The organism is Pseudomonadota bacterium (assembly GCA_016711215.1).
Taxonomy (GTDB): domain Bacteria; phylum Myxococcota_A; class Polyangia.
On record JADJTL010000001.1, the window covers coordinates 718,702 to 735,355 of the forward strand.

General features: G+C 71.7%; 13 protein-coding genes. 5 read left to right on the forward strand and 8 right to left on the reverse strand.

Annotated elements, in window-relative coordinates; translation table 11 throughout:
* A complete protein-coding gene (locus IPL40_02805; protein MBK8480096.1) occupies positions 1–1,011 on the forward strand; it encodes an RluA family pseudouridine synthase in 1,011 nt (336 codons plus the stop codon).
* On the opposite strand, the gene IPL40_02810 is transcribed toward IPL40_02805, so the two are convergent.
* Positions 946–3,048, reverse strand: coding sequence for a S9 family peptidase (locus tag IPL40_02810; protein MBK8480097.1), 2,103 nt, complete (start codon positions 3,046–3,048; stop codon positions 946–948). The genes IPL40_02805 and IPL40_02810 overlap by 66 nt on opposite strands.
* Between IPL40_02810 and IPL40_02815 the strand changes: the two genes are divergently transcribed.
* Positions 2,996–4,195, forward strand: coding sequence for a TonB family protein (locus tag IPL40_02815; protein ID MBK8480098.1), 1,200 nt, complete (start codon positions 2,996–2,998; stop codon positions 4,193–4,195). The genes IPL40_02810 and IPL40_02815 overlap by 53 nt on opposite strands.
* 190 nt (positions 4,196–4,385) lie before the next feature.
* Here IPL40_02815 and gcvPB read toward each other — a convergent pair whose 3' ends face one another.
* From gcvPB to gcvT, 4 genes are read right to left on the reverse strand one after another with little or no spacing between them, the layout of a single operon-like run.
* A complete protein-coding gene (gene gcvPB, locus IPL40_02820) occupies positions 4,386–5,882 on the reverse strand; it encodes an aminomethyl-transferring glycine dehydrogenase subunit GcvPB (protein ID MBK8480099.1) in 1,497 nt (498 codons plus the stop codon).
* Complete coding sequence (gene gcvPA, locus IPL40_02825) at positions 5,879–7,312, reverse strand: aminomethyl-transferring glycine dehydrogenase subunit GcvPA (protein MBK8480100.1); 1,434 nt, start codon at positions 7,310–7,312, stop codon at positions 5,879–5,881. The genes gcvPB and gcvPA overlap by 4 nt, the downstream gene beginning before the upstream one ends.
* A gap of 32 nt (positions 7,313–7,344) precedes the next feature.
* Positions 7,345–7,737, reverse strand: a complete 393-nt coding sequence (gene gcvH / locus IPL40_02830) for a glycine cleavage system protein GcvH (protein ID MBK8480101.1) — start codon at positions 7,735–7,737, stop codon at positions 7,345–7,347.
* A 20-nt stretch (positions 7,738–7,757) separates the two neighbouring features.
* On the reverse strand, positions 7,758–8,897 hold the full coding sequence (gcvT, locus tag IPL40_02835) for a glycine cleavage system aminomethyltransferase GcvT (protein MBK8480102.1): 1,140 nt from the start codon (positions 8,895–8,897) through the stop codon (positions 7,758–7,760).
* A gap of 143 nt (positions 8,898–9,040) precedes the next feature.
* On the opposite strand from gcvT, the gene IPL40_02840 reads away from it, so the two are divergent.
* Both IPL40_02840 and dacB read left to right on the forward strand, forming a co-directional pair.
* Entirely contained in the window at positions 9,041–9,694 is a 654-nt protein-coding gene (locus IPL40_02840; protein ID MBK8480103.1) for an NUDIX hydrolase, read from the forward strand.
* Between the two features lie 109 nt (positions 9,695–9,803).
* Positions 9,804–11,282, forward strand: coding sequence for a D-alanyl-D-alanine carboxypeptidase/D-alanyl-D-alanine-endopeptidase (dacB, locus tag IPL40_02845; protein ID MBK8480104.1), 1,479 nt, complete (start codon positions 9,804–9,806; stop codon positions 11,280–11,282).
* Here dacB and IPL40_02850 read toward each other — a convergent pair.
* Complete coding sequence (locus IPL40_02850; protein MBK8480105.1) at positions 11,270–12,148, reverse strand: decaprenyl-phosphate phosphoribosyltransferase; 879 nt, start codon at positions 12,146–12,148, stop codon at positions 11,270–11,272. The genes dacB and IPL40_02850 overlap by 13 nt on opposite strands.
* A 291-nt stretch (positions 12,149–12,439) precedes the next feature.
* On the opposite strand from IPL40_02850, the gene IPL40_02855 reads away from it, so the two are divergent.
* Positions 12,440–14,125: a zinc-ribbon domain-containing protein gene (locus tag IPL40_02855; protein ID MBK8480106.1), complete on the forward strand. Its 1,686-nt coding sequence runs from the start codon at positions 12,440–12,442 to the stop codon at positions 14,123–14,125.
* Between the two features lie 116 nt (positions 14,126–14,241).
* Here IPL40_02855 and thiI read toward each other — a convergent pair whose 3' ends face one another.
* Positions 14,242–15,456, reverse strand: coding sequence for a tRNA 4-thiouridine(8) synthase ThiI (gene thiI, locus IPL40_02860; protein ID MBK8480107.1), 1,215 nt, complete (start codon positions 15,454–15,456; stop codon positions 14,242–14,244).
* Positions 15,453–16,601 carry a cysteine desulfurase gene (locus IPL40_02865; GenBank protein ID MBK8480108.1) on the reverse strand — a complete coding sequence of 383 codons (1,149 nt, stop codon included), beginning with the start codon at positions 16,599–16,601 and terminating at the stop codon, positions 15,453–15,455. Before IPL40_02865 ends, thiI begins: the two co-directional genes overlap by 4 nt.
* Positions 16,602–16,654 lie beyond the last annotated feature (53 nt).

Consider the following 16,654-nt stretch of genomic DNA (forward strand, 5'->3'; position numbering starts at 1 on the left):
GTGGAGACGATCGAGATCCGTTTCGTCGTGGCGCCGCAATACGCGGGCTGGCGCCTCGATCATTTCCTCAAGGCGCAGGTCCCCAGGCTCTCGCGCGCGCGAATCCAACGCATGATCGCGGCGCAGGCTGCGGGCGTCGGGCCGAGCCCCGGGGAGGCCACGGGACGCTGGCGTGCCGCGGCGCGCGTCCAGGCCGGTCAAGAGATCCGGCTGCTGCGGCCCGCACCGATCGAGCCGCCGGTGCCGCGTACCTTTGAGGTGCTGCACGAGGACGAGGCGCTGCTCGCCATCGCCAAGCCCGCCGGGCTGCCGATGCACGCGACGGCGCTCTACCACCGCAACACGCTGACGGCCCTGCTGCGCGAGCACTTCGGCGCTGAGGCGACGCCGCGGCTGGTCCATCGCCTCGATCGCGAGACCTCGGGGATCGTGCTCCTGGCGCGGACGCGCTCTGCTGAGATCGCCCTCAAAGGGCAGCTGGCGCGCCGACGGATGCATAAGGCCTACCTGGCGATCGTTCACGGCGACCCGGGGCCGAGCGGGGTCGTCGAGCTGCCGATCGGCGCCGACACGGTCGCGGGGATCCGCGTCAAGCGCGCCGTTGTCGCCGCGGGCCTGGCCTCCTGCACGCGCTTTCGCCGGCTGGCTCGTCGGGGTCCCTTCAGCCTGGTGGAGGCCATGCCGGAGACGGGCCGCCAGCATCAGATCCGCGTGCATCTGGCAGCGATCGGCGCGCCGGTCGTCGGCGACAAGCTCTACGGCCTCGATCCGCGCTGCCACCTGGAGTACCTCGAGACCGGGTGGACCGCGTCGCTCGCCGAGCGCCTGCTCCTGCCGCGCCAGGCCTTGCACGCGGCGTCGATCTGCTTCACGCACCCCGCCGATGGGGAGGTGCGGCAGCTCCGCTGTCCCCTGCCCGCCGATCTGGTGCAGTTCTGGCGCGGGTTACCCTTCGACGTGGTCGCCGACGTCGCGGCGCTGCAGCACCTGCTGATCGAGGAAGCGCTCTAGGTCGCGGTAGAAGCGGCGCAGCGTCGCGGGCTGACGGAAGCCATGTTCCTCGCCGGCGTAGAGGTGATACTCGCAGGGGATGCCGCGTCGGCGCAGCACGGCGGCGATCCGCTCCGATTGATCGGGCGGCACGACGCGGTCCTCGCTGCCCTGAAAGAGGATCAGCGCGTCCTCGATCCTTTCGGCGTGGTGGAGGGGCGAGCGCTGGCGGTAGCGCGCGGCCGTCGCCGGCAGCTCGCCGACCAGGCTGTCGAGATAGTGCGCCTCGAACTTATGCGTATCGGCGGTCAGCGCGAGCAGGTCCGAGACGCCGTAGAGGCAGACGCCGGCGGCGAAGCGGGCAGGGTGGGTGCAGAGCGTCTCCAGCACGGTGAAACCACCTGCGCTGCCGCCCATCACGACGATCCGCCGCGGATCGGCGAGGCCGGCGCCGACGAGGTACTCACGGGCGCCGAGGGTGTCCTCGACATCGACGACGCCCCAGCGGCCGTCGAGCGCCTGCTGATAGGCGCGGCCGTAGCCGCTGCTGCCGCGATGGTTCAGCTCGAGAAACACCCAGCCACGGGTGGCGAAGTACTGCGCGCGCGCATTGAACGTCGCCCCGCTCTGCGCCGTCGGGCCGCCGTGGATGCCGATGATCGCGGGCGGCAGCGCGCCGCTGGCGTCGTGGTGCTCGGCGCTGGTCGGCGTGTAGAGCAGCGCGTGGACCCGCAGGCCGTCGTCGGCCTGCCAGCTCAAGGGCTGGGCCTCGGCCAGCGCTGCTGCCGCAAGCGCTAGCCCGGTGCTCGGCCGCACGACCGCGGCATCCCCCCCGCGCCAGAGCAAAAGGCGCGGCGGGCTGCGCGACGACGCTGCCACCAGGGCCAAGGCGTCCGCGTGCGGAGCGGGTACCAAGGAGCTCACGGCGGTGTACGCCTCGAGGCCCGGCACGCGCGTGCCCTGGCCGCTCGCCAGGTCGATGCGCTCGACGCGCTGAAACCCGGCGTCATTGACCGCGGCGAGCGCGGACCTGCCGTCATGGGCGAAGCCCCAATGCCGCATCCCTTGGACCCAGGCGGGGGGCGCCAGCTCGTGGCGGAGGTGCGTGAGTTGGCGTTGGACGCCGCTCGAAAGCTCGTGCAGGTGCAGCTCGCTCCAGCCGCTGCTGTCGCTGACGAAGCCGAGGTAGCGCCCATCGGCTGAGAACTGGGGCTGCAGCACGCTGGCGCCCGGCCCGCCGGCGATCAGCTCACGGCGGACCACGGTCAGCGCCTCGCCGCTGCTTGCCAGCGTGGCGAGCAGCAGGCGGCTGCTCTGCCACGGCATGTTCGGATGGTCCCACTCGATCCAGGCGAGGCGTTGCCCATCCGGATGCCAAACGGGGTCCAGATAGAAGTCGGATCCGCTGACCAGCGGACGCGCTGTCTGCTGGCCGGCGGCGTCGACCAAGAGCAGCCGGTCGTCGCGGCCGTCATGGTGCACGTAGACGAGCCAGCGACCGTCGCGCGAGAGCGCGGGAGCGGCGCAGCTCCCTCCCGGTGGCGTCAGGGGCCGGGCGAGCGCCTGGCCGGCTGGTGCGCTGAAGAGCTGCCCGCCGCGATCGGCGAAGACGACGCGATCCGCCGCGACAGCCAGGGCGCCTCCGCCGTAGCCGACACGGCCGCGCACGTCGTGCGCCGCGCTGGTCAGCTCGCAGACTGGGCTCCGCCCGCCGAGCGTCGACATCAACACGCCGCGACCGTCGCGCGCCTCGACCCAGAAGAGCGTGCCCTCGTCGCTCCAGCGCAGCTCCTCGAGGCGTAGCGCACTGGCCAGCGCGTCGGCGTCGATCGGTGAGCGCCAGCGGCCGTAGGGGAGCTGTTGCATCGCGCGGCCGAGCATAGCGCCGCCGGCCGTGCACGACCAACCCCGGAGCGATCGGCGCGCGATCGGCGCGCGATCGGCGGGGCTGCGGGCATCGGGCAGTCCGCTGCGGTAGACTGAGGGCCTGTCGGAGCGCGCCGCGATGAACCAGCCTGGGACCGTGCAGCGCCGCGGGCGCGGCGTCTTGCTCTTCATCGGCATCTCGCTGCTGGCACATCTGCAGCTGGTGCTGGTGCTCGTGGTCGCCGCGACGCTCAACCCGGAGGGTTGCGGCGAAGAGACTCGCCAGCCACCGGCAGCCTTCGAGGTAGCGTTGGTGCCCGATTCCGAGGCGCTGTCGCGCGCGCGCCTGCGGGGTCTCCAGCGCAGCCTGCGCGAGCAGGAAGGGCGCGAGGAGCGCGAGGCGCGCCTGGTCGAGGGGCAGGTCGTCGAGCTGCCCAGACCGCGCGACGAGCAGCGCCCGGAGCGCGCCAAGTATCTCTCCGAGTACGACAGCAAGGTCGCGAAGGAGACCAGGGCGGCGCCGCGCCCGCCTGGGGCCGCGCGAAGGCCGAGCGCAGCAGCCTCGGAGCGCAGCGCAGCGCCCCGCGCCGCGCAGGGCGCGCGCAGCGGCCGCCCTGCGCCCCGATCACCCAGGGCGCCGCGGCTGGCGATGCGCAGCGCAGCGCAGCCCACGCCGCCGCAGGCGCGGGCCCCGGCGCTTTCCCCCCTGCAGGGCAGCGGCGTCGCGCCCGCCCCGCCTGCGGCGGCGAGCAGGGAGGGCCCGCTTGCCGTGACCCCTGCCGCTGCCGCCACCGCGGCGCCAGGCCAGCCGCGAGCGCCCGCGGATCGCGCGGCCGACCAGGGAGCGGCCGCGACGGGAGGGCTTGGACGCCTGATGGTCAGCGACCAGGAGATGTCGCGTGCGCTCGGGGGAGGCGCCAATGACGCCCTCAGCGATCTGGAGCAGGGCGAAGAGACGCTGCTCAATTCGCGCCGCTGGCGCTACGCGGGCTTCTTCAACCGGGTCAAGCAGCAGGTCGCGCAGAACTGGCATCCCGATCGCGTCTACCGCCGCCGCGACCCCACGGGCAACGTCTACGGCTTCAAGGATCGGTTGACGGTGCTGATCGTGACGCTGGATCCGCAGGGTGGGCTGCGCGACCTCAAGCTCGAGCAGCCCTCGGGCCTGGCGTTTCTCGACGAGGAGGCGATGAGCGCCTTTCGCTTGGCTCAACCCTTTCCGAATCCGCCGCGCGGTCTGGTCGACGACAAGAGCGGCCAGATCAGCTTCCGCTTCGGGTTCCTCTTCGAGCTGACGCGTCAGCCGAGCTTCCGCGTGCTGCGCTACAACGGCGGGTAGGTCGCGGCGCGCGTCGCCTTCCCTGCCGGCCCCCCGATGTGAGCGACCGCGCGCTATTCAAGGGTCTAGCTCAGGGGGATCTCGGGGTTCGACAGTCGCGTTCCGCTCTATCGTCTGGCGTTCCGCCCTATCGTCAATCCTCAGACGATTGACCGGCAGGAAGAGCCGCTCGATCGACCTGGTCGGTCCTCTAGGGCGTCTCTGGGTCCGGATCGGGCCGATAGCGCAGGCGCGGTTTGCGGGCGGCGCGGGCCTCATCGAGCCGACCCACGCCGGCCAGGTGCGGCGCGCTGCGCAGCAGGTCCGGACTGCTGTGCGCCTCCTCGACGATCGCGGCGAGCGCGGCGACGAAGGCATCGAGCGTCTCGGGCGCCTCGGTCTCGGTCGGTTCGACCATCAACGCGCCGGGCACGACCAAGGGGAAGTAGACCGTGGGGGGATGGAAGCCGTAGTCGATCAGCCGCTTCGCCAGGTCGACCGTGCTCAGCCCGAGTGGTCGCAGGTCGCGGTCCGAGGCCACGACCTCGTGCATGCAGTGTTGGGGATGCGGCACGTGGAGCAGCGCCCGAAGCTGCACCCGCAGGTAGTTGGCGTTCAACACCGCGAGCTCACTGACGCGGCTGAGCCCCTCGGCCCCATGCTCGCGCAAGTAGACCCAGGCGCGCAGCAGCACGAGGAAATTGCCCCAGAAGCTGCGCAGCCGGCCGATCGAGCGCGGGCGATCGTAGTCGAGGCGCAGCCGCTCGCCCACGCGCTCGACGGTGGGGATCGGGAGGAAGGGCTCGAGCGCCGCGCTCACGCCCACCGGGCCCGCGCCGGGCCCGCCGCCGCCATGGGGCGTGGCGAAGGTCTTGTGGAGATTGAAGTGCATCGCGTCGACGCCGATGTCGCCGGGCCGGAACTTTCCCATCACCGCGTTGAAGTTGGCCCCGTCCATGTACACCAGGCCGCCCGCGCGATGGACCATCTCGGCGATCTCGACGATATGCGTCTCGAAGAGGCCAAGCGTGTTGGGGTTGGTGATCATCAGCGCGGCGACCTCGTCGTCGAGCGCCGCGCGGACCGTCTCCGGCTCGAGAACGCCGCGCTCGGCGGAGGTGGGGAGCTCCAGCGCCGTGAAGCCGTTGAGCGTGCAGGTGGCGGGATTGGTGCCGTGCGCCGTGTCGGGGATCAGGACCTTGCGCCGCGCCTGCCCGCGGTCGGCGTGGTAGGCGCGGATCATCATCAGGCCGCAGAGCTCACCGTGCGCACCGGCGGCGGGCTGCAGCGTCACGCGCGAAAACCCGCCGAGCGCCTTGAGCATCTGCTCGAGCTCATGCAGCAGCAGCAGCGCACCCTGGAGCTGTTCCTCGGGCTGGTAGGGGTGCAGGTCGGCGAAGGCGGGCAGACCGGCGGCGAGGTCGGCGATCCGCGGGTTGTACTTCATCGTGCACGAGCCGAGCGGATACATCGCCGTATCGATGCTCATGTTCCACTGCGAGAGGCGCGTGTAATGGCGCACGACCTGCGGCTCGCTGACCTCGGGCAGCGCCGGTGGCTGGTCCCGCAGCAGCGCCGCGGGCCAAAGGGCCTGCAGGTCTACCGCTGGCACGTCGCAGGCCGGCAGGGAGGCACCGCTGCGACCAGGGTGGCCATAGGCGAAGATCGGTCGCTCGTGGTGCAGCAGACCGCTGAGGGGCTGGCTCATCGGCTGGCCTCGCGCAGCGCCGCCACCAGGCGGTCGATGTCTTGGCGTCGGTGCAGGTCGCTGATGCCGACGAGGAGCGTGGCGCGCTCGCGCTCGTCGAAGGCGCCGAGCGCGACGCCGGGGACGACCCCGTGTTGGTCGCTGGCATAGGCCACCAGCGCGGCCGCATCCCCGCCGGGAACGCGCACCGCGAACTCGTTGAAGAAGGGCGCGGGGAAGCGCATGGCGAAGCCCGGCAGCGCCGCGATGGCGCGTTGGGCATAGACCGCCTTGGCGAGGTTCAGCTGCGCCAGGCGCCGCAGCCCCTGGGGACCGAGCAGCGCCAGGTGGATCGTGAAGCGCAGCGCGATCAGCCCGTGGTTGGTGCAGATGTTCGAGGTGGCCTTGGCCCGCCGAATGTGCTGCTCGCGCGTCGAGAGCGTCAGCACGTAGCCGGTGCGCCCGTGGACGTCGACGGTCTCGCCGACCAGGCGACCCGGGAGCTGGCGCAGCGCCTTCGCGCCTGAGGCGCCGAAGAGGCCGACCCCGGGCCCGCCGCAGGAAGGTGGTCCGGCCAGTCCGAGACCCTCACCGACGACGATGTCCGCGCCCGCGCGACCCGGGGCCTGGAGCAGGCCGAGCGCGAGCGGTTCGGTGCAAAGCGCGACCAGCAAGGCACAGTGGTCATGCGCGGCCTTGGCGAGCGGGATCAGATCCTCGAGCACGCCGAAGAAGCTCGGCGTCTGGATCACCACGCAGGCCACATCGCGCGCCAGGCGAGCCTGCAGGCCGTCGAGATCGGTGGCGCCGGCAGCGTTAGACGGTAGCGACTCGAGCGCGACGTCGTCGCCGAGCCCCGAGAGGTAGCTGCGACAGGTCTGGAGATACTCTGGGTGGATCCCCGCCGAGATCAGAGCGCGTGGGCGGCCGGTGAGCCGGCGCGCCATCAGCAGCGCCTCGGCGGCGGCCGAGGCCCCGTCGTACATCGAGGCGTTGGCGTAGTCGCTGCCGAAGAGCTCACAGACGATGGTCTGGAACTCGAAGATCGCGGCCAGCGTGCCCTGGCTGACCTCGGCCTGATAGGGCGTGTAGGCGGTGGCGAACTCGCCGCGCGCCGCCAAGCTATCGACGGCGGCCGGAATGGCATGGCGTGGCAGTCCAGCGCCGATGAAGGGGAGGGGGCCCTCGTCGTCCGCCTCGCGCTGGTTGCCGAGCGCGCCGCCCGTCGCGCCGCTGGCGCCGCGGCCGAGGGTGCTGCTGACCGTGTTGCGTCGGCCGAGGCGCTGCAGCTCGCGGCGCAGCTCGGGCTCGCTCAGCGCTGGGGGCAGGTCGAGCGTGCCGCGAAAGCGCGCCGCCTCGGGGATGACGTCAAAGAGCGCCTCGAGGTCGGGGACGCCGATCGCCTGCAGCATCGCGCTGATCTGCTGCTCGGTATGGGGTAGGTCGCGCACTGGGTCGTCACCGGCAGCCGGAGGGCCGCACGCTAATGGGCAGTCTGAGCAGCGGCGAGCAGCGCCGTGTACGCCGCGGCGTCGAGTAGCTGCTCGAACTCCGCGCCGCTCGGCTCGAGGGCGATCATCCAGCCCTCGCCAAAGGGCGCGCTGTTGACCAGCTCCGGCTCGTCCTCCAGCCGCGGATTGATCGCGGCGACGCGCCCCGAGAGCGGGGCATAGAGCTCTGAGACCGACTTCACCGATTCGATCGTGCCGAAGGGCTGCCCGGCGCGGACCAGGTCTCCGACGGCCGGCAGCTCGACCAGCGTGATGTCGCCGAGCTGCTCGACGGCGAAGGCGGTGACGCCGATGGTCACGCGGCCTTCGTCGCGGCGCGCCCACTCATGGTCCTTGGTATAACGTCGATCGCTCGGGTTGGGCATCCGCTGCTCCTCCTCGCCGTTCACGGCTGGTGTGCGCCCGCGGACGATCGTGCCCCGGCGCGCAAGAAAGGACCCCTTACCACTTCGGCGACAATCGCCTTGCCGCGGGACTCGACCTGCAGCCGTTGGCCTGGCGCCGCGTGCGTCGTCGGCACATAGGCGAGCGCGATCGCCGTCTTCAGCGAGGGCGACATCGTGCCGCTGGTGACGGCGCCAATCCGCGCTCCGAGCGCCGTCTCGCCGCTGCCATCGTGGACGGGGTAGCCCGCGCGGGCGATGCCGCGCGAGCGCATGGTCAAGCCGACGAGCCGTCGCTTCAAACCCTGGCGCTGCTGCTCCAGGAGCGGCGCTCGGCCGATGAAGTCCTTCTGCGCGAGCTTGACGGTCCAGCCCAAGCCCGCCTCTAAGGGGGTGGTCGTCTCGTCGAGATCCTGCCCGTAGAGCAGCAGGCGGGCCTCCAAACGCAGCGTGTCGCGGGCGCCCAGGCCGCAGGGCTGAAGGTCGTGGGCGGCGCCCGCCTCGTGCAGGGCCGCCCAGAGACGCGGCGCCGCGTCGGCGCTGCAGAAGAGCTCTAGTCCATCCTCGCCGGTGTAGCCGGTGCGTGCAGCGATGCAGCTCGCGCCCGCGGCCTGCGCCGCGGCCAAGCGAAAGCGCGGGAGCGCGCTGAGGGCCGGTCCGGCCAGCGCAGACCACGTCGCCAGCGCTCGCGGCCCCTGCAGCGCCAGCAGGGCCCACTGCTCGCTCTCGTCCTCGACGCTGCAGTCCGCGCTGGCGTGGGCGCGGAACCAGTCCGCGTCCTTCTGCACGTTGGCGGCGTTGACGACGACCATCAGGTGGTCGGCACGCTGCCGATAGACCACGCAGTCATCGATCACGCCGCCCAGGGGGTTGCAGAGCGGGGTGTAGACGGCCTGGCCGTCGGCGGCGTCGGAAATCGTGTTGGTCGCCAGGCGCTCGATCGTGGCCAGCGCGCCCGGCCCACGGAGCACCAGCTCGCCCATATGGCTGACGTCGAAGAGCCCGACCGCTTGGCGCACGGCGAGGTGCTCGGCGACGATGCCGCGGTACTGCAGCGGCATCAGGTGTCCGGCGAAGGGCACCAGTCGCGCGCCGGCCTCGCGATGGGCGGTGATCAGCGGCGTGGTCTTGAGCTGGTCCATGCGGCAGAGACCGTCCGGGGCGACGCCGCCCACCGGCGATGCGACGGCATGCCAGCGACGCGACCGGCGGCGAGCATAGACGAACACCGAGCAGCGTCAAGAGTGGTCGCGCCGCGGCGGATGCGGTAACGATGCCCGGCACGATGAAGACGAATCAGCTGGACGTGAGCGCGAGCGAGACTCACGGCGCGGGGGGCTTCCTCGCCTTGCGCCGCTGCCGACTGCGGCATTGGGATGGGCAAGGCGCGGCCTCTCCGCCCTTCGTCATCGACGTCGTCGAGCGCTCGCTGGGTACGGATGCGGTGGTCGTGCTGCCCTTCGCGCGGCGGCCGGATCGCGTGTTGTTGCGGCGTGGCCTTCGTCCGGCCTTGCGCCTCGGTCGCGCGCAGGGCCTCTTGCGCGAGGGCACGGCGGCGCCGCTGCTGCAGCTCGAGGCGGTCGCGGGCGTGGTCGAGCGGGACGACAAAGGCGCAGTGGAGCTGCTGCGCCGCGCCGCGCTGGAGCTGCACGAGGAGGCGGGTCTGCAGGTAGCCGAGACAGCGCTGAGGCCGCTGGGACCGCCAGCCTTCCTCTCGCCGGGGCTGATGGCCGAGCGGATCTACTTCTTCGCGGTCGAAGCCGCGCTGACGGCGGAGCCCGCTTGCCCTCCGGCCGGCGATGGCAGCCCCTTCGAGCTCGGTGCCACGCTCGAGCTGCTCGAGCTCGACGAGGCGCTGGCGCGCTGTGGACGGGGTGAGATCGAGGATCTGAAGACCGAGTGTGCCCTGCGGCGGCTCGCCCAGTGGTTGGTGGGCTAGCGCGGTGGGGAAGGTCGGGCGGTGGCGCTGTCTCTGGCGCGGTTGGCGCGACGGCCGAGGGCCGGGAGCGGCGAGCGCGGGGCTCCGGTTAGCGCTGACGCTGGCGTGCGTGCTGGGCGCGACGGCCGGATCGGGGAGCGCGCTGCCCGCCGATGCCGAAGCGGCCGCTGGCGGAGCGGCGGGCGGGACGGCGCAGCTCGCGGCCCTGCTCGCCGATCGACGGCTCGGCGGCGCCAAGGTCGGCTTGCTCGCGGTCGACCTCGCCAGCGGCCGCGTGCTGGCCGAGCACGAGGCCGACGGTCCGTTGCTGGTGGCCTCGACGGTCAAGCTGATCACCGCGGCCGCGGCGTTGGACGTCCTCGGTCCCCACTATCGCTTTCGCACCGAGGTCTTTTCACTGCCGGTGGCGATCCGCGGCGGCGTCTTGACCGGCGATCTCTACCTCAAGGGCTTTGGTGATCCCTCGCTCGACGCGCCGGACCTCTGGCGCCTGGCCCGCCGCCTGCGCGCGCTCGGCCTCCGTCGGGTCCGTGGCGCTCTGGTCCTGGACGAGAGCTATTTCGACGCCTCGCCTCTGCCGCCGCTCTATGAAACGCGTGACACCGACGCCGCCTATCGCGCGGCGACGGGCGCCTTGAGCCTGCACGAGAACGCGGTGACGATTGGGGTGCGGCCGTCGGCGGTCGGTCAGCCCGTCGAGGTAACGCTGATTCCGGCCAGCGCCTATCTGCAGCTCGAGAACGGCGCCCTCACCGTGGGGCCGCCGCGGCGCAGCGCCCTGATCATAAGTGCGCGGTCGGCGCCCGACGGGACGGTGGTCAGCGTGCAAGGCGCGTTGCGGGCTGGTGCGCGCCCTGTCTGGACGCGTCGGCGCGTCGAGGATCCGGGCCTCTTCGTCGGCATCACCTTTCGCGAGCTCCTCGAGCGAGAAGGCATCCGCTTCGGTCGCTCGGCGCTGCGGCGTGGAGCGCTGCCACCACGAGCACGCCGGCTCCTCGTCCATCAATCCGTGCCCCTGAGCGACGTGATTCGGCGCATGAACAAGCGCAGCAGCAACCTAATCGCCGAGCAGCTCGTGCGCGTGCTGGGCGCCGAGGCCTCCGCTGTGCCAGGCACCTGGGCCGCTGGCCTGGCGGTGATCGAGCGTCACCTGGCGGCGGGCGGCCTGCGGCGCGGGAGCTATCAGCTAAAGAACGGTTCGGGGCTCTACGAGTCCGCGGTCTTTTCGCCGCGGCAGATCGTCTCCGTGCTCGCGGAGGCCTGGCGCAGCTTTCGCTGGGGACCCGAGTTCGTCGCCTCGCTGGCGATTGCCGGCGCCGATGGGACCCTCGCCCATCGTTTCGTCGGCAGCGACGCGGCGCATTGGGTGCGCGGCAAGACCGGCACGCTGGCCGACGTCGTGGCCCTCAGCGGCTACGGCGGCGAGGCCAGCGGTCAGTCGCCGATCGCCTTCAGCATCGTCTTCAACGGGCTCGCGAGCGATCGCGTGCGGGTCGCGCGGCGCGTCGCCGACGCGCTGGTTCAGGCGTTGCTGGCTGAGCAGCGCAGGGGTCCCGCGCCCGCGCAGCGGGGGCCTCAGGGCAGGTAGATGATCGCGGCGGTCGAGAGGCCCCAGAGCCCGGCATTGAGCAAGAAGGGCCAGTCGCGGAGCATCGCGTCGGTGGGGCTCTCGGCCTGGGTGTGGCGCCCGACGAGCTGCAGGAAGCGCAGGACGCCGAGGACGACGAAGGGGACCGTCCACAACAGCGTGCCGGCGCCGAAGAAGCGCTTCGTATGCGCGGAGACCGTATAGAGGGCGTAGCTCACGCAGGTCGCCGCCGCCAGCGCCCAGAGCAGCACCACGAGCGACGTCAGGTGGTAGCGCGCCAGCACCGGCCGTCGCGCCCCGGCCCGCTGCCGGTCGCCGGCATTGGCCAGCTCGTGCGCGCGCTTGCCGAAGCCGAGCAGGCAGGCCAGCACAAAGGTGCAGATCAGCAGCCAGGGCGACGCCACCACGGCGAGCGCCACCGCGCCCGCGAGGACGCGCAGCAGGAAGCCGGCGGCGATGCTGAGCACGTCGACGAAGGGCAGGTGCTTGAGATGCAGCGAGTAGGCCAGGTTGACGATCAGGTAGCCCGCGGCGCAGGCGAAGCAGGGGAGGCCCAGCAGCGCCGCGAGCGCGAGCGAGACGAGAATCAGCAGCGCGGCGGCCGTTTGCGCGGCGGCGAGCGGCAGGCGGCCAGACGCGATCGCCCGCAAGCGCTTGATCGGATGGGCGCGGTCGTTGTCGAGATCGAAGAGGTCGTTGATCAGATAGACGGCCCCCGAGAGCAGACAGAAGGCGAGGACCGCGAGCAGACTGCGGAGCAGCAAGGGTGGCGAGGTGAGCTGCTTGGAAAAGAGCAGTGGGGCCGCGACGAAGAGGTTCTTCGTCCACTGGTGCGGACGCAGCGAACTCAGGAGACCGACGACCATCAGACTAGCGCTTAGCGCCCGCTGCCACCGCTTGTCAACGGCGGGGCGGGCGGCGCCGTCTGCCACTTTTCAACGGCGGGGCGGGCGGCGCCGCCTGCCACTTTTCAACGGCGGGGCGGGCGGCGCCGCCCCTGCAGGTTGCTCGTGGCGCCGCTGCCACGCTGCCCGTGACGGCGGATCCCAGCGTCCGACTCGTGGCGCAGGCGCGGCGAGCGTGCGACACTCGGAGCCAATCGCGAGCAGGTTGACCGCGCGACCGCGGTCCGGCATCTTTGTAACGAAGAAGACAAGATGAAGTTTATCTGCGACCAGTGCAGCACGAAGTACTCGATCGCCGACGAGAAGGTTCGGCGAAAGGTTCTGAAGATCCGCTGCAAGAACTGCGGCAACATCATCGTGGTCCGCGATCCGACGCGCGGGACGGGCGCGCTGGCGGCCGTCCCGACGGAGGGCGGCAGAGCGCTCGACGAGGCGTTCCAGCAGGTCTTCAGCGAGTCACCGCCCGCGACGCGGTCCGTCACTGCGGCAGCGCAGCGATCGACCGCCGCCCGGGTGCCCACGCCCGCGCCCGCGCTCGTCGACGACCACGAGCGCGAGCCTGAAGACGACAACACCCGCATATCACTGCCCGGGGAATTGCGGCCCCATGAGGCGGCGATCGAGGACGAATGGTACCTGGCCGTCGATGGGCATCAGTTCGGGCCGATGTCCTTCGACGAACTCTGCCGCCGGGTCCGCCGCGGCGAGGCGCGCAGCGAAACCGGGGACGAGGCCTTTGTTTGGCGTGACGGCTTCGAGGACTGGATCGACGCCCATAGCGTCCCCGAGCTACGGCCCTTCGTGCCCCCGCGACCGCCCCCCCGCGGGCGCGGGTCGGGGCTGCTCCCGCTGCCGGCTGATCGCGATCGAAGCGGGGCTGCCGCCGGTTTGCCGGCCTTCGGCGACCCGCAGGTGTGGCCGGTGTCGGCCGCCTCGCTGGCTGTCTCCGCGCCGCCCGCGCGCATGCCAGCGGGGCGAGCAGCGGTTGGCGCTCGCGCCGCGTCGCCAACCGGGGAGGTCAGTGGCCCGGGCGTCTCTGAGGCCTTCTCACTCGAGGCGCTGGCTGCCCTCGGCTCGTCGGCGCCCGGCTTGGCGAGTGCCGGGCAGCAGCGCGTGGAACAGCGCCCTGAAAAGCACTATTCGGGGCAGCAGCCGATGGTTGGCGCCCCGGCGCCACAGCTCATGGCGCCGGCGCCCCTCGTCGCGCCGCCCCCGCCCCGTGTCTCGGGGTGGCTCAAGCTCGGCGTCGTGCTTTCCTTCGTGATTCTGATGCTCGGCGGGTCGGCCCTGGTCTATTTGCTCTTCTTCGACGCGCGCGACGCCAGCGGGCCTCGGGGGCTGGCCGGGATCGGGACGAATCGGCTCGGCGACCTCGACGCGGCCGACCTCGCAGGCCCCGATGCTGGTGTGGCTGCGGGCCTCGAGTTCGCGCCGGTGCAGGTCGGCCGCTCACGGGATCGTCCGGGGAGCGGCCGCGGCGGCTCGCCTGAGACGCCGGCCGAGCCGGTCGCGACCGCGAAGCCTGCGGCCCGCGAGCCGGACGACGGGATGACGCCCGAGCAGCGGCGACTGCTGGCCCTCTACGGCGAGAAGGACAACGGGGCGGTGCCGCGCACCGCGCGCGAGTCGAGCGCGACGCGCGGTCCGGCGCGCGACCTGACCGATCGCGAGATCCAGAAGGTGCTGGCGCAGCATCGCGGTCGCATTCAGAGCTGCTACGAGCGCGCCTCGAAGCGAGACTACTCGCTCGGCGAGCTGCGGGTGGACGCGACGGTCGACGTCGGTCCATCGGGGCGAGTGCGCACCGTCAGCCTCAAGGGCGTGGAGAGCGAGGTGCTCGTTGATTGCCTGCGTAGCACGCTACGACAGCTCGTCTTCAAGCCGATCGGTGGCGACGGCGCGACCTTGAGTATGCCCTTCATCTTTCGCGGCGCCTGACGCGCATGAGGCGATGCGCGCCCGCGCCCGGCCGAAAAGGTGCCATCGCTCCCAGCCGCCCGCCCGCTGCTCTCGGCGCCAGCCCGAGTCGCGCGCTAGCCAGCCCGAGTCGCGCGCTAGCCCGCCGGCAGGGCGCGATAGGTCTGCGCCTCGGCGGCGGCCTGCTCGATCAGCGGGGCGAGCGCGAGCGAGGCCTCGGCGGCCGCGGCGCGTTTGAGACTGACACGCGTCGCGGGGTGACGGGGCACGAAGAGCGAGCAGCAGTCGACATGAGGCTCGATCGAGATCTCGAAGCTGCCAAGCTGCTGGGCCAGCGCCACTGTTTCGTGCTTGTCGAAGCTGAGCAGCGGCCGCAACACCGGGAGCGCCGCGGCGTCCTCGACGCAGCAGAGGTTCTCAAGGGTCTGGCTCGCGACCTGACCGAGGTTGTCGCCGGTGACCAGTGCCCTGCAACCGCAGCGTTTGGCCACGGACGAGGCGATCCGCATCATCGCTCGGCGGTAGAGCACGACCAGTAGCTCCGCGTTCGCTTCGGCGTGAATGCGCTCCTGAATCGCCGTGAAGTGCACCAGGTGGAGCGTGACGGGTTGCTGCTGGCAAAGCGCCAGGCGCCGCGCGAGGCGTTGCACCTTGTCCTCGGCACGCGGTCCGGTATGCGGCGGCGAGTGGAAGTAGATCGCCTGGAGGGCGCACCCTCGCTTCTGCAGCAGGTGCCCGGCCACCGGAGAGTCGATGCCGCCGGAGAGCAGCAGGAGGACCTCGCCGGTGCTGCCGACGGGCAGGCCCCCGCCGCAGGGCAGCCGCTCGACGAAGACGAACGACTGCTCGCGACCGATCTCGACCCCGACGGTGACGTCCGGCGCATGGACGTCGACCGGTAGGCCGAAGGCACCGATGACCGCCGCGCCGATGTGGGCGCTGATCGCCGTCGAGGGCAGCGGGAAGCGTTTGTCACTGCGGCGCGTGGCGACCTTGAAGGATCGGATCGGGCGCTGCTGCAGCAGCCGGCCGATGGCCTCGACAGCGACGCCGGTCAGCGCCTCCAGCTCTGGAGCACAGGGGATCGCGGGGCTGAGCGAGGAGAAGCCGAACACGCGCTGCAAGGCGCTGATCGCGCGGGTCGCCGACGCCTGGGGCACGCGCGCGAAGCAGCGCCCCTGGGCGCGCTCGAGCGTGACGTTCGGCAGGACCGCCAGCGCGCGACGCGCGTTGCGCACCAAGAGCTGTTCGAAGTGATGGCGGTTGTCGCCCTTGAGGAAGATCTCGCCATGGCGCAGCACGATCAGCGCGTCGCTCGGGTTGGCGACTTCACCTTGCGGCGGAAGGTTCATGCTCGAGCCTCCTGAAGGACGCGGGTCAGCACGGCGCAGGCGTGAGTGAGCTGTTGCTCGTCGAGCCAGCGGTGGGGGGCCAGGCGCAGCACGCCATGGCTCATCGGCACCCCGAGGGCGGCGAGGACGTGGCTCTGCCGCGCGGCGCGTCCGCGCTGGCCGCAGGCCGATTGGCTCGACGCATAGACGCCCTCTTCGGCGAGGCGGTTGACCACCGTATCCGCCCGCAGGCCAGGCAGGGCCACCGCCGCGATGTGCGGGGCGCGACGCGATCGCTCGCCCAATGGGTAGGCTCCAGGCCGCGCCGCCAGCACCGTGTCCACCAGGCGATCGGTCGCGCCGCGCAGCAGGTCGGCGTTCCCCTTGCCCAGCTCGGCCGCGACCCCGAGCCCCACGATCCCTGGCACGTTCTCCGTGCCCGGGCGCCGGCCGTACTCCTGCTGTCCGCCGCCCCAGAGCGGGGCCAAGGTCACGCCGCGGGCCGCGACGAGGCAGCCCACGCCTTTGGGTCCGTGCAGCTTGTGACCGGAGAGCGCGAGCCAGTGCGCACCCAGCGCCGCGAGCCGCGTGGGAAGCACGCCGTACGACTGCACGGCGTCGACCAGCAGTCGGGCCTGGGGGTGGGTGCGGCGCAGCCGCGCGGCGATGGCCGCGACCGGCTGCACGATGCCGGTCTCGTTGTTGACGTGCATCACGCTGACGAGAAAGGTCTCGGGGCGAAGCAGGCTCGCGAAGCGATCAGGGTCGACGTAGCCGCCTGCCTCGACGGGAATCGTCTCGACAGTGTGTTCCTCGCGGCCCAGCAGCTCCGCGCTGCGCAGCACCGCCGCATGCTCGATCGCGCTGACCAGAACGTGGCCCGGGCGTGATCGCTGGCGCGCCGTGCCGAGCAATGCGAGCGCGATCGCTTCACTGCCGCCGCTGGTGAAGGTGACGCGCTCCGGCTCGACCTCGAGACGGGCCGCCACCCGCTCGCGCGCCAGGCGCAGCGCGCGTTCGGCCGCGAGGCCCAGCGCATGCGTGGACGAGGGGTTTCCCCAATGCTCCGTCAGCGCGTCGTGCATCGCGCGCACCACCAGCGTATCGGGTGCCGTGGTGGCGGCATTGTCGAGGTAGATCACGTCGGAGCGCGTCGCCGGCTGCATCGGCGCTGCCTATAGACCCGCCTCAGCGCAGGGTCAAGCCGATGCGCAACAGC